12 protein-coding genes are annotated in these 12,087 nt (G+C 72.7%); 3 read left to right on the forward strand and 9 right to left on the reverse strand.

Features of this window, described 5'->3' with window-relative positions:
* Positions 1 to 46 precede the first annotated feature (46 nt).
* Together B2363_RS14595 and B2363_RS14600 are read left to right on the forward strand one after the other, a co-directional pair.
* A complete protein-coding gene (locus tag B2363_RS14595) occupies positions 47 to 673 on the forward strand; it encodes a hypothetical protein (RefSeq protein ID WP_181753061.1) in 627 nt (208 codons plus the stop codon).
* The gene (locus tag B2363_RS14600) at positions 666 to 1,430 is read left to right on the forward strand and encodes an exonuclease domain-containing protein (RefSeq protein ID WP_286931044.1); all 765 of its coding nucleotides are present in this window, start codon (positions 666 to 668) and stop codon (positions 1,428 to 1,430) included. The genes B2363_RS14595 and B2363_RS14600 overlap by 8 nt, the downstream gene beginning before the upstream one ends.
* A gap of 1 nt (position 1,431) precedes the next feature.
* Here the strand turns inward: B2363_RS14600 and pgm are convergent, their stop codons facing one another.
* Genes pgm through B2363_RS14615 form a run of 3 tightly spaced genes read right to left on the reverse strand, consistent with a single transcriptional unit; the run spans position 1,432 to position 4,612 of the window.
* Positions 1,432 to 3,069: a phosphoglucomutase (alpha-D-glucose-1,6-bisphosphate-dependent) gene (gene pgm, locus B2363_RS14605; protein ID WP_286931045.1), complete on the reverse strand. Its 1,638-nt coding sequence runs from the start codon at positions 3,067 to 3,069 to the stop codon at positions 1,432 to 1,434.
* Complete coding sequence (locus B2363_RS14610; RefSeq protein ID WP_286931046.1) at positions 3,066 to 3,911, reverse strand: alpha/beta fold hydrolase; 846 nt, start codon at positions 3,909 to 3,911, stop codon at positions 3,066 to 3,068. Before B2363_RS14610 ends, pgm begins: the two co-directional genes overlap by 4 nt.
* Positions 3,908 to 4,612, reverse strand: a complete 705-nt coding sequence (locus B2363_RS14615) for a lysoplasmalogenase (RefSeq protein ID WP_181753053.1) — start codon at positions 4,610 to 4,612, stop codon at positions 3,908 to 3,910. Before B2363_RS14615 ends, B2363_RS14610 begins: the two co-directional genes overlap by 4 nt.
* Before the next feature lie 40 nt (positions 4,613 to 4,652).
* Here B2363_RS14615 and B2363_RS14620 point away from each other — a divergent pair, with 40 nt between their 5' ends.
* Positions 4,653 to 5,060: a pyridoxamine 5'-phosphate oxidase family protein gene (locus B2363_RS14620; protein WP_181753051.1), complete on the forward strand. Its 408-nt coding sequence runs from the start codon at positions 4,653 to 4,655 to the stop codon at positions 5,058 to 5,060.
* Positions 5,061 to 5,076: 16 nt separating this feature from the next.
* On the opposite strand, the gene B2363_RS14625 is transcribed toward B2363_RS14620, so the two are convergent.
* The 6 genes from B2363_RS14625 to B2363_RS14650 form a co-directional block, all read right to left on the reverse strand.
* Complete coding sequence (locus B2363_RS14625) at positions 5,077 to 6,333, reverse strand: DUF1501 domain-containing protein (protein WP_286931047.1); 1,257 nt, start codon at positions 6,331 to 6,333, stop codon at positions 5,077 to 5,079.
* The gene (locus tag B2363_RS14630; RefSeq protein ID WP_286931048.1) at positions 6,330 to 7,850 is read right to left on the reverse strand and encodes a DUF1800 domain-containing protein; all 1,521 of its coding nucleotides are present in this window, start codon (positions 7,848 to 7,850) and stop codon (positions 6,330 to 6,332) included. Before B2363_RS14630 ends, B2363_RS14625 begins: the two co-directional genes overlap by 4 nt.
* Positions 7,790 to 8,737: a hypothetical protein gene (locus B2363_RS14635; protein ID WP_286931050.1), complete on the reverse strand. Its 948-nt coding sequence runs from the start codon at positions 8,735 to 8,737 to the stop codon at positions 7,790 to 7,792. The genes B2363_RS14630 and B2363_RS14635 overlap by 61 nt, the downstream gene beginning before the upstream one ends.
* A gap of 95 nt (positions 8,738 to 8,832) precedes the next feature.
* Positions 8,833 to 9,651 (reverse strand): DivIVA domain-containing protein, encoded by an 819-nt coding sequence (locus B2363_RS14640; protein WP_286931052.1) that lies wholly within the window; start codon positions 9,649 to 9,651, stop codon positions 8,833 to 8,835.
* A 69-nt stretch (positions 9,652 to 9,720) separates the two neighbouring features.
* Entirely contained in the window at positions 9,721 to 10,575 is an 855-nt protein-coding gene (locus B2363_RS14645) for a cellulose-binding protein (protein WP_181753042.1), read from the reverse strand.
* Entirely contained in the window at positions 10,572 to 11,993 is a 1,422-nt protein-coding gene (locus tag B2363_RS14650) for a hypothetical protein (protein ID WP_286931055.1), read from the reverse strand. Before B2363_RS14650 ends, B2363_RS14645 begins: the two co-directional genes overlap by 4 nt.
* Between the last annotated feature and the right edge of the window lie 94 nt (positions 11,994 to 12,087).

The following is a 12,087-nucleotide window of genomic DNA, read 5'->3' on the forward strand; positions in this document are numbered from 1 at the left end:
GGTAGCCCCCTGTGAACTGTCCGCCAGGAGTGCGAGAATGGACGCCATGGCCGACCCCGCGAACACCCGTTCCGCAGGTCTGCCGTCAGAAGGTCCCGGGACTCGGACCGGGGCCGAGATCTGGGTACGACGGATCGTCGTCGTGCTCGTGCTCGTGGTGGCGGCTCTCGTCGTCTACGGACTGCTGGCCGCGGCTCTGCCGCGCTGGTGGGCCCAACGCGTCGGGAACCAGGTCGACGGACGCATGACCGTCGGCATCTTCTGGGGTGTGTTCTACGGCTTCATCTTCAGCTTCCTCCCGGTGCTCGTCGTGTGGCAGGTACGACGCCCGTTCCTGAAGTGGCCGTGGAAGATCGGTGTCTTCCTGGTGGCCTTGCTGCTGGCGGCGCCGAACTGGCTCACCCTGTCGATCAGCCTCGGCGACAACAGTGCGTCGGACGCCGGATGGATCACGCTGGTGAACGAGGCGCCCGGCTTCCAGTGGGCGACCTTCTTCGGCGCCCTCGTGGGCGTGCTGGCGTCGTTCGCCCTGATCGCCACGATCACCGCGGCACGGCGACGCAAGGGCCAGGTCTCCCGACTCGAGGGTCAGTTGGCGGAACGGGACGCGGCGACGCGGGCGGGGACGGCAGAGTCGAACACCGAGCACCGAGAGGAACCGCCGCATGCCTGAAGCGTCCGCCCGTCCCACGTCCGAGCCGGGTCGTCCCGGCGCGGGACGGCGCGCCAAGAACGTCCTGCCCCCGCGCGAGGACCCGAACGCCTGGTACCGCCAGCCGCTCGCGTCCCTCGACTTCGAGACCACGGGAATCGATCCCCACAAGGACCGGATCCTGAGCTTCGCCGCGCTGTCGGACGTCGGCGGGGACCTCATGGGCATGGTCAACCCCGGCGTGCCGATCCCCGAGTCCTCGGCCGACATCCACGGCATCACCGCCTCCGACCTCGCGCGGGCGCCGATGTCGGCGCAGGCGCTGCGGCCCGTGCTGGCCTGGGTCCACGACGTGATCGAGCGCCGCATCGGCCTGGTCGTCTACAACGCCTCGTTCGACCTCACGCTGCTGCGCGCCGAGGCGATCCGCCACGACCTCGACCAGCCCGACTGGGACCGGCTGCTCGTCGTCGACCCGTTCGTCATCGACTGGGGCATCGACCGCGAGCGTGAGGGACAGCGCCGGCTGGCCGATGTCGCGGCGCACTACGGCGTCCGGCTCGACAAGGCGCACGACGCGGCCCACGACGCCCGCGCGGCGCGCGAGATCGCGATCACGATGGGCCAGAGCTTCGAGAAGGCCATCGGGTCGAGCCTGACGATGCTGATGGCGCAGCAGCGCTACTGGATCGCGGCGCGCACGATGGACTGGAACAAGCGCGCCCACGAGCTGGGCCGCGGGCTGACGATCCCCGACCGCAACTGGCCGTTCGCCTGAGTCAGTCCGAGGCCAGTGCCGCGTCGACCACCGACTTCGCCGCGGCCTGCACCTCGGCCAGGTGGTCGGCGCCGCGGAACGACTCGGCGTAGATCTTGTAGACGTCCTCGGTGCCCGACGGCCGGGCGGCGAACCACGCCGACTCCGTCGTGACCTTCAGGCCGCCGATGGCCGCGCCGTTGCCCGGAGCCTCCGTCAGCACCGCCGTGATCGGCTCACCGGCCAGCTCGGTGGCCGTGACGTCGTCGCGGCTCAGGTTCCCGAGCCGGGCCTTCTGGTCGCGGTCGGCGGGGGCGTCCACGCGGGCGTAGGCGGGATCGCCGTGCCGCTCGACCAGCTCGCCGTAGAGCACGCTCGGCGTCTTCCCGGTGGTGGCGATGATCTCCGAGGCCAGCAGCGCCGCGATGATGCCGTCCTTGTCGGTCGTCCAGACGCCGCCGTCGCGCCGCAGGAACGACGCGCCGGCCGACTCCTCGCCGCCGAAGCCGAACGAGCCGTCGATGAGCCCCGGCACGAACCACTTGAACCCGACAGGGACCTCCACGAGCGGACGGCCGATCTCCTGCGCGACCCGGTCGATCATCGAGGACGACACCAGCGTCTTGCCGATCCGCGCCCCGGCGGGCCAGTCGGGGCGGCTGCCGCCGAAGAGGTGGGCGATCGCGACCGCGAGGAAGTGGTTGGGGTTCATCAGGCCGGCGTCGGGGGTGACGATGCCGTGCCGGTCGGAGTCGGCGTCGTTGCCCGTGGCCACGTCGAACCGGTCGCGCTGCTCGATGAGCGAGGCCATGGCGGCGGGCGACGAGCAGTCCATCCGGATCTTGCCGTCCCAGTCCAGGGTCATGAAGCGGAACGTGCCGTCCACGAGCGGGTTGACCACGGTGAGGTCGAGCCCGTGCCGGTCGGCGATCTCACCCCAGTACGCCACGCTCGCGCCGCCGAGGGGGTCGGCGCCGATCCGCACGCCGGCACCCGCGATGGCCTCGAGGTCGACGACGTTCGGGAGGTCGTCGACGTACGTCCCGAGGAAGTCGTAGGGGCGGCAGGCGGCGCGGGCGCGGGAGAAGGGGACGCGGCGCACGCCCGAGAGGCCCGCGGCGATGAGCTCGTTCGCCCGGGCCGCGATGACGGACGTGGCGTCGCTGTCGGCGGGACCACCGTGGGGCGGGTTGTACTTGAAGCCGCCGTCGGCGGGCGGGTTGTGCGACGGCGTCACGACGATCCCGTCGGCCAGGCCGGTGGTCCTGCCGCGATTGGCTCGCAGGATCGCGTGCGACACCGCAGGCGTGGGCGTGTACCCGTCGCGGTCGTCCACCAGCACGTCGACGTCGTTGCCGACCAGCACTTCGATCGCCGTGGCCCACGCCGGCTCGGAGAGGGCGTGGGTGTCGCGTCCGATGAACAGCGGCCCGTCGATGCCCTGGTGGGCGCGGTAGTCGCAGATCGCCTGGGTCGTCGCCGCGATGTGGGCCTCGTTGAACGCGGTGTTCAGGCTCGACCCACGGTGGCCACTCGTGCCGAACGCCACGCGCTGCTCGACCACGTCGGGGTCGGGTCGCAACGTGTAGTAGGCCGTCACCAGATGGGCCAGGTCGACGAGGTCCTCCGCCGCGGCCGGCTGTCCTGCGCGATCCGTCATGCGTCCATCATGCCGTTTCCGGCGCTTCGCACCCGCTCGAGAATCTCGGAGGCGAGCAGGTCCGGGTGGGTGTCGGGGAGCCAGTGGCCGCTGTCGATCTCGACGAAGCGGTAGTCGCCGCTGACGTGGTCGCCGCAGCGCTCGGCGCCGTAGCGACCGATCGCGAGGTCGGTGGCGCCCCAGACGAACGTGGTGGGCACGGTGACCTCGGGCGTCGCCGAGAGCTCGGGGCCCATCGCGCGGTACCAGTTCAGGGTGGCCGTGAGGGCGCCCGGCTCGGCCAGCTTGTCGACGTAGGCGGCCTCGTCCTCGGGCTCGACGTCACCGCCGTACATCGCGCGCAGGCGGGCGCCGTCGTCCTCGAGCAGGACCTCCTCGGCCTTGCCCGGTCGGCGCAGCAGCCCGATGTACGCGCCGCGCTGCTGCTGGTCGGGGTCGCCGGCCAGCGCCTCGTTGTAGGCGGCCAGGTGCGGAACGGACACGGCCGTCAGCGTCAGCACGCGGTGGGCGTGGCGCGTGGCCACGACCCACGAGACGGCAGCGCCCCAGTCGTGGCCGACGAGGTGGAACCGCTCGTGCCCGAGCGCCGCCATGATCGCGACGACGTCGTCGGCGAGGATCTCGGCGCGGTAGTGCTCGACCCCCTCGGGACGCGCTCCCGGGCTGTAGCCGCGCTGGTCGGGGACGACGACCCGCAGTCCCTCGGCGGCGAGACGCTCGGCGACACCGCGCCACGAGCGACGGTCCTGGGGCCAGCCGTGCAGGAGGACCACCGGCGTGCCGTCCTCAGGGCCGAACAGGTCGAGGTCGAAGGTGAGGCCCGCGGCCTCCACGGTGCTCACAGCGCCCCCGCCGGGAGCTTCGGCCAGCAGTCCGTGGCCCGCGTCGCATCGAACCCTCCGGCGGCGCGGCTGCGCGCCTCCTTCTGGACGATCGCCGTCGCGAGGAGGAACAGGGCGAGCGAGTAGGTCAGCATGACGACGAAGCCGCCGAAGGCGGAGTCCTCGGGGACCCGGTCGGCGATGCGCGCCGCGATGAGGCCGTCGCTGAAGAGGAACAGCAACGCGCCGATCCCGGCCCGAAGATCCACCGCGAGCGCCGTGGCGGCCGTCGAGGCGAGCAGCAGGGCGTAGACGACGACCGGGCCACGCAGCCCCGGCTCGAGGCCCGACCAGACCCAGGCCAGCAGCAGGACCGCCCCGGCCGCGAGGGCGAGCGGGATCCAGACGGTGCGGCGCAGCACGTCGAGCGCGCCGCGACGGACGAAGAAGGTCACGAAGCACACGTGCGCCGCGGCGAAGGACGCCATGCCGGCGATGAAGAGGCCGTCGATCTCGAGGAAGAGGTCACCGAACAGGCACAGGACCAGCGCGATCGCGAGGAGTCGCGGACCGTGCTGCTCGATGACCCAGGCCACGAGGAGGGGGGCGATGAGGCACTTGGTGATGCTGTCCCAGGGCTGTGCCTCGGCGAGCACGAGGGCCAGGTGCACCACGACGGCGATGCCGAAGGCGGCGAGCCAGGGGCTCCGGAGCGAGTTCATGGGCTCACCGTAACGTGGCTCACACGTGCACAATGGATTCATGAGCACCGGAACGATCCAGGAGTTGGACCAGGACGAGTGCCGTGAGCTGCTGAAGGTCGGCAGGTTCGCGCGGATCGCGTTCGACACCGGCGAGCGCCTGGAGCTGCTGCCCGTCAACTACGCGTACGACGACGGCACGATCCTGATCAGCACGAGCCGCACCTCCGGGCTCGCCACGATCGTCGATCGCCGGTTCGTCCTCGAGGCGGATCACCACGACGACACCTACCAGACCGGCTGGAGCGTGATCGTGCGCGGAACCGCGCAGGAGGCCACGGCCGAGCAGCTGGAGTCGTTCGGCACGCGACTGCCGAGCTCGTGGGCGGGCGCGACGGGCGAGTCCACGCACATCGCGATCACCGTCGAGGACATCGGCGGCCGGCGCGTGCGCCAGTTCCCGAACTGATCGCTGAGCCCCGCGGTCAGTGGGGCGACATGAAGCCCAGGGTCGTCCGGCTTAGGCCCGGGAAGACGGTCCCGACGCCCACCTCGGGGAAGCGCGCCTGCAGGATCTCGCCCAGCACGTTGCGGTAGTCCGTGGTCACGGCGAGGTCGCCGTCGACCTGCTTGCCGTTCGCGAGCGTGGGCCAGTTCGCGTAGTAGCCGCCCCTGACGCCGGCGCCGAACGCGAAGACCGCGTTCCCGTAGCCGTGGTCGAGCCCGGCCGCTCCGTTCTGGCCCAGCCGACGGCCGAACTCGCTGAGCGTCACGATCGTCACCCGCGAGGCGTGCGGGCCCAGGTCGGTCAGGAACGCCGCGATGGACTGCGACATCTGCTCGATCTGGCGGCTGATCCGCCACGAGATGTCGACGTGGTGGTCCCAGCCGCCGAAGTCCACGGCGATCGCACGCACCCCGACGCCGGATCGGATCAGCGCGGCCGAGCTCGCCAGGGCCTTCCCGAGCTCGTTGTGCTGGGGATAGACGGCCCCGTTCTGCGGGCCCTTCTTCTCCTCGGCGGCGATCGTCCCGGTCCGCCGGTCGAGCGCGATGGCCTCCTGGCCCGCCCGGCCGATGACGGTCCCGGCGTCGCGGTACATGTCGGACAGGACCGAGCGCATCCGGGGGCCGAGGGTCGCGTGGTCGGCCCAGGGCGCGGAGAGCGAGGTGAAGTCCGAGGTCGCGAACGAGGGCTCGGGGCCGATCAGCGCCGTCGGCATGACGGTGGAGCCCACCTGGATGCCGTCGAACACGTCGTTGGGGGTGAAGCACCCGATCACGCGGTTGAGCCAGCCGATGCGCTCCGACGAGCCGGGGTCGGCGTCCTCCACGAGCTCCATCGCCTCGAAGTGCGAGCGGTTCGGCGTCGGCAGCCCGACCGCGTGGATGGCGGCCATCCTCCCGCTGTCCCACAGGCCCGCGAGCGGCGCGAACGACGGGTGCAGGCCGAAGCTCGCGTCGGGCCGGAACAGCTCGCCCTTCCTGACCGCGATGGACGGCCGCGCGGCGTAGTAGGCCGGCTCGGCGTGGGGCACCATCATCGACATGCCGTCGGCCCCGCCGCGCAGTGACAGCACGACGAGGATGTTGCCGTTCGTGGCGCCGTAGGCCGTGGACGTCAGCACGTCGCCGAACATCGCCGTGGACACGCCGGCCATGCCGATGAGACCGGCGGACTTGAGCAGGTTGCGGCGGGTGACGCCGTAGTCGGCGCAGGCGTCGTCGTGGCCGTCGGTCATCGCAGCATCGCCTCCGGCGCGTTGAGGATCGCCGTCCGGATCAGCGTCAGCATCCAGGCGAGGTAGTCGGTCTCGCGCTCCCACGACTTCGAGAACACGTGGGTGGCGGGCTTGTCGATCAGCGTCGCGGCGCCGTTCACCGTCTCGCGGGTGGCGCGGCGGCCGGTCATCATCACGGCCTGGTGGTGCACGAGGTCCTCCAGCGGCAGCGGCCACACCGGCGGGATGAGGTCGCGCACGAGCGGGCGCCTCGCCTGCTTCAGCGAGCCGTTGGTGCTGGCCATCCAGGAGTGCGCGGTCCACGTGCGCAGCATGCGGGCGGGGGAGAGGTAGGTGTCGGACTGCTCCGGCGAGCCATCGGGGCGTGGCCAGGAGAACGGCGCCTGTCCGGTCCAGCTGCACTGCCAGCTGAACGAGTCGACGTGACTGCCCGAGCCGGCGCCCGTGGGCACGATGTCGCACGCGCGCTGCGTGGCGAGGACGTCCTCGACGGGGGTGCGCGCCTTCAGGAACGCGGCCGCACGGAAGCCAGGGTGGCGCACCAGGGTGCGCAGGCACGCCGTGATGTCGCTGCCCGAGTCGAGATAGGTGGCGGTCACCGCGTCGACCGCGCTGGAGGGCGGGTCGTCGCTGATGAAACGCACGCACAGCCGGCGGGCGATGCGAGCGGCGGTCTCGGGCCGCCCGGCCAGCCAGTCGAGGTAGGCGTTCAGCTGGGCCCGGCCGTCCGCGTCGGCGTTCTCGAACCGCTGGCCCAGCACGGTGACGGCCCCGACGTGGTGCCGGCTCGGGTCGTAGCCGGCGGCGTAGTCCTTGCCGACGGCCACGGTGAACCCCGTGAGCAGCCGGGCCGAGCTCTTGACGTCGTCCTCGGTGTACCCGGCGGCTCGCCCGACGGTGTAGAGCTCGAGCAGCTCGCGACCCAGGTTCTCGTTGATCTGGGCCTTGGTGTTGCGGTGGTTCGACAGGTAGCCCGACATCGACGGATGGGTCACCGCGGCGCGCAGCAGCGCGCGGTAGGTCCCGAGCGCGTGCGGGCGGATGGCGGTGGTGTCGTAGTGCATGCGCCACGGGAAGCTCGAGTCCTCGCCCGCCGGGATGTGCAGCAGGTTCGACCAGAAGTCGACCATCACCTCGTGCACCTGGTTCGCGGCCACCACGCGCCGGCAGAGGGAGTGGCGGACGAGGTCGTTGCCGTACTGCCAGCCGCCGTAGACCCCGTCCCGCGCGTTCTGCCAGGCGACCGCGGGCGAGTCCTTGAGGTGCGGGAACCAGGCCAGGGTGGCGTCGGCCTCCGCATCGCGTCCGGGGGACAACTGGGCCTCGAACCAGGCATCGACGTCACGGTGGCGCAGGACGTCGGCCTCGAGCCGGCCGTTGTGGCCGTACGTGAAGCGTCGGACCACGTGCTGGGCGTACTCCGACAGGCGCGGCTGCGTCCCGGGCAGGGCGACCATCAGCACGCCCCCGAGCCGGTGGTCGCGCTCGTGTCCGAGGCGACCAGGACGGTGAGCCACCGGGTGTCGCCGACCACGGGCGCGGCGATGCCGTACTCGAAGCCGGGGGCGTCGTGGCAGGCCGACAGCAGGCGGCCGGTCTCGCCGTAGGGGGACGACAGCCAGGCGTCGACAGAGCCCTGGACGGCGGCGGCCGCGGTGGACCCGCCGACGGCGCGCGTGACGGTGGTGACGGTGCGTCCGGGACAGTCGGCCACCGGCAGGGGCCGCGCGGCCGCTCGGTGCTCGGCGGACCCGGGATCGACGGCGCGGCCGAGCGACGCCATCCAGGCGGAGTGGCGGCGTGCGGACGCGGTGAGACAGGCCTCGGCGCCGCGATCCGCGGCACCCTGGATCCCGGGGCGTGCGTAGGTCGTCCTGGCCGACCGCACTGCCGCCAGCAGGGTCTTCTCGTCGGCGGTCAGCGTGGCGGGGCGCGAGGGCACGGTCCGCTTCACCGCCCGCGCGGTGACGACGAGGGTCTTCGTGCGCGCGGTGGCGTGGACGTGGGTGCGACCCCCGGAGCGGTGCTTCACGCGTGGCGCGACGGCGCGGTAGCGGACGCTGCCGGTCGCGGGCTTGAGCCGGATGGTTGCACTGGCGCGCACGGTCCGCTTGGCGGCATTGCGCCAGACCTTGCGCCGCGCGTCCCAGCGCTGCAGGCGCACGGATCGCGGGTGCTTCGTGGACGTCCGAACGCGGAAGGTGATGACCTTGCCGGCGTCGACGGTGCGGGGCGTGGCGCTCAGCCGCAGCGCCGGCTTGGCCGCGGCCGGCGCGACCACGATGCTCCCCGAGCGGTTGCGGACGCCGTCGCGCTCCTGGGCCACGACCACGGCGCCCCCGGCGAGCGCCGTCACGACGACGGCCACGGCCGCCGCGGTGCCGATGTGGCGGATGTGACCCATGGGGATGATGATGACTCATTGCGCGCGGAAATGACAGCCGTTCGAGCACGAAAATGGCCCGCCCGGAGGGGCGGGCCACGATTTCGTGCGGTGGATCAGGCGCGGTCGTTCGAGGCCTCGAAGAGCGCGCCCTGCTCGCCCTGCGCCTCCTCGCCGGTCAGACCGGCCAGCGCACGACGCACGTTGGTGAGCTGAGCGTTGATGCTCTCGCGGCGGCGCTCGATCTCGGCGACCTCGCGCTCGGACTCGAGGCGGACGCGCTCAGCCTCGGCCTTGGCCTTCTCGACGATGGAGATCGCCTGGCGGTGGGCCTCGTCGGTGCGCTCGCGCTCGGTGCGCTCGGCCTCGACCCGCTTGGCCTCGGCGTCGGCCCGGCGAGCAGCGAGGTCCTTCTCGAAGTCGGCGACCGCGCGCTGGTGCTCGGCCGTGATCCGGTCGAGCTCGGCCTGCGCGGCCTGCGTGACCTTCGCGGCCTCGTCGAGGGCCTGCTTGCGCACCTGGTCGGCCTCGGCCTGCGCCTCGGCGCGGGTGGCCTCGGCGTAGTCGTCGGCCTCGCGGCGGGTGGCGCCGGCGTACTCGTCAGCCTCGCGGCGCGTGGTGACGTCGTAGGCGTCGGCCTCCTTGCGGAGCCGGCGCACGGCGTCGGCGGCGTCGGTGCGCTGCTTCTCGATCTCCTTGGCCGTGGCCTTGCGCAGCGTGGCCGACTCCTCCTCGGCGAGGCTCAGGATCTGGCCCACGCGCGCGCCCAGGTGGGAGAAGTTGGGCTCGGTGACCGAGGCCAGCCGCTCCTCGACCTCGGCGATCTGCTGGCGCAGGGCTTTCGCGTGCTCCTTGAGCGTGGCGATGTGGGCGTCGACCTCGGCGGGATCGTACCCGCGCATGACGGTCCGGAAGGAGGAAGTGGGGCTGCTCATGGTGTCACCATCATCTCAGAGAGGACAAGCACGCCACAGGCCGTCGGGACGCGGGACGGGTGTCCCGCCTCACGTCGTGGCGTCGTCCCTGGAGGTCGCCGGGCCCCCGGTGAGGGTGCTCAGCATCTGGCGCAGGTTGGCCAGCTGGTCGTTGATGCTGTCGCGTCGTTGCATCGCGGCGGCAACTTCTCGTTCCGACTCGGCCCGGATGCGGTCGGCCGTGGACTTCGCGTCGTGGACGAGGCCGTTCGCGCGGGCCTGGGCGTCCTCGATCAGGCGTCGGGCCTCGCGCTCGGCGTCGGCCCGCTCGGCCTCGGCGGCGGCCCGCTGCTCGCTCACCCGGCGCTCGATCTCGTCGAGCCGGGACCGGTGCTCGGCCTCGGCGTCGTTGAACTGCTGCTCCGCGGCGTCACGCCGGGCCGCCATGGCCACCTCGAAGTCGGCGTTCGCCGCGGCGGCCTTCGCGCGCTGGCGTTCGACGAGGGTCTCGGCCTCGTGGCGCCGGGTGGCGACCTCGCGCTCGGCGGTGTCGAGCAGGTCGGCAGCGGTGCTCCTGGCGTCCTCCACGGTGCGGGTCGCCTCGGCCTCGGCGTCGGCCCGGGTGGCCTCGGCATGGACCTGCGCCTCCTCGCGGAGGCGGGCGATCTCCTCGTGGGCGGCCGCGCGCGCGGCCTGCACCTCCGCCTCGGCAGACCCGCGCAGCTCGGCGGCCTCCTCGCGGGCGAGGGCCAGGACCTGGACCATCCGCTCGCCGAGGTGCTCGAACGACGCGGGCTCCTGCGGGCGCTCCTCCGGCGCCGGAGCGCTGTCGGGACGTTCGCGGAGGTGCTCGATCTCGCCCTCGAGCTCGTTGACGCGGGCCTGGACCTGGGCGGGGTCGAAACCGCGCAGCACGATGCGGAAGTCGGCGGTGGACTCGGTCATGCGGATGGGTGCTCCTCGTTGCCGGGGTGAGGGGTGTCAGGGCCCGAGAGAACCGTGATGACGTCGGAGAGGCGCGCCAGCTCGTCGGCCGCGCGGTCGCGCGCGACCAGCAGGGCGTCGGCCTCGTTGCGGGCCCGCTCCACGAGGACGCGGGCCTCCTCCTTGGCCTGCGCCAGGCGCTCGCGCGCCTCTGCGAGCAGGGCGGTGGCCTCGTCGCGACGGGCCTTGCTCTCGCGCAGCGCGTCGCGCTGGGTGGTGAGGACCTCGTCGCTGACCCGGCTGCGCAGCAGGCGGGCACTCGACTCGGCCTCGCCCAGGCGGCGGGAGGCCCGTTCCTGCGTGGCGTCGGCCATGGCCTGGGCCTGCGAGCGCAGCCGCGTGGCCTCCAGGCCGGCCTCGATCAGGATCCGCTCGGCGCGCTCCTGGGCGTCGGAGAGGACGTCGTCGGCGGCCCCGGCCAGGTCGGCTGCGGCAGCCTCGGCCTCGGCCAGCTGGGCGGAGAGCCGCTGGCGGATCCGGCCGGCGAGCCCACCGGCGACGAGGTGTGTGCGGCGCAGGACCTTGGCGGCGTCGCGGTGGCCCTGCTGGCGCATCCGCTCGGCCTCGAGCCGGCCGTTGCCGACCAGGAGGTCGATCGTGGTGCGGGTGTCGTCGAGTTCGGCCCGGGCGGCCGCGATGGTGCGCTCGGACTCGGCCCGGGCGTGCTCGATGCTGCTCTCGGCCTGCTCGCGTGCGTGGCTCAGCAGCCGTTCGGACTCCGAGCGGGCGCGGTCGGCCTCGTCGATCGCGGACTCCACGACCATCTCGGCGTTGCGCGTGGCGGCCTGAGAGATCTCGAGGGTGTGCTGCTCGGCCTCGTTGACGATGCGCTCGACGTACTCCTCGGCCTCGGTGGTGCGGCGCTCGGCGTCGGCCTCGGCCGTGCCCACCGCGGTGGCGGCGCGCTCCTCGGCCCGGCGGGTGATCTCGTCGGCCTTCTCGCGGGCGTCGGAGAGGAGACGGCCGGCCTCGACCGCGGCCTCGGTGAGCATCGCGTCGGTGCGCTCGCGCGCCTCCGCGAGCGCCTTCTCCGCGTCGCGCTCGGCGGCCTCGCGGCGCTCCTCGGCGTCGCGCACCAGCATCGTGGCCTGCTCGCTCGCGTCGGCGACGATCGTGGCCGCGTCCTCGGACGCGCGGTCGAGCTGCTCGGTGACGTTGACCAGCTGGGCCTGGGCGGTGTCGCGCACGTGGCGGGCGTCGTCGTAGAGCAGGTGGGCCTCGGCCTGCAGGCGCCTGGCCTCGGTGGTGATGCGCTCGGCCTCGGCGGCCGCGGAGGCCTCCAGCTCGAGGGCCACCTCCTGGGCATGGCGCAGCAGATCGGCGACACCGCGGGCGTGGGCGGTGGCCGATCCGGACCCGGTGCTGTGATCCCCCGACATGGTCTGGCCAGTGTCCCACGCGGGCCGGTCCGGATCGAGGGGTGAGACGGGCTTTTCCGGCCGGTGAGACGCGCCACACCCGAGGCCCCACAGG

The sequence above is a fragment of the Aeromicrobium sp. UBA7512 genome (assembly GCF_002476985.1).
GTDB classification, from domain to species: Bacteria; Actinomycetota; Actinomycetes; order Propionibacteriales; family Nocardioidaceae; genus Aeromicrobium; species Aeromicrobium phoceense.

Bases quoted from the DNA above. Each gene is read 5' to 3' on its own strand.
- B2363_RS14595 (WP_181753061.1), top strand. From the start codon at position 47: ATGGCCGACCCCGCGAACACCCGTTCCGCAGGTCTGCCGTCAGAAGGT.
- B2363_RS14600 (WP_286931044.1), top strand. From the start codon at position 666: ATGCCTGAAGCGTCCGCCCGTCCCACGTCCGAGCCGGGTCGTCCCGGC.
- pgm (WP_286931045.1), bottom strand. From the start codon at position 3,069: ATGACGGATCGCGCAGGACAGCCGGCCGCGGCGGAGGACCTCGTCGAC.
- B2363_RS14615 (WP_181753053.1), bottom strand. From the start codon at position 4,612: ATGAACTCGCTCCGGAGCCCCTGGCTCGCCGCCTTCGGCATCGCCGTC.
- B2363_RS14620 (WP_181753051.1), top strand. From the start codon at position 4,653: ATGAGCACCGGAACGATCCAGGAGTTGGACCAGGACGAGTGCCGTGAG.
- B2363_RS14625 (WP_286931047.1), bottom strand. From the start codon at position 6,333: ATGACCGACGGCCACGACGACGCCTGCGCCGACTACGGCGTCACCCGC.
- B2363_RS14635 (WP_286931050.1), bottom strand. From the start codon at position 8,737: ATGGGTCACATCCGCCACATCGGCACCGCGGCGGCCGTGGCCGTCGTC.
- B2363_RS14640 (WP_286931052.1), bottom strand. From the start codon at position 9,651: ATGAGCAGCCCCACTTCCTCCTTCCGGACCGTCATGCGCGGGTACGAT.
- B2363_RS14645 (WP_181753042.1), bottom strand. From the start codon at position 10,575: ATGACCGAGTCCACCGCCGACTTCCGCATCGTGCTGCGCGGTTTCGAC.
- B2363_RS14650 (WP_286931055.1), bottom strand. From the start codon at position 11,993: ATGTCGGGGGATCACAGCACCGGGTCCGGATCGGCCACCGCCCACGCC.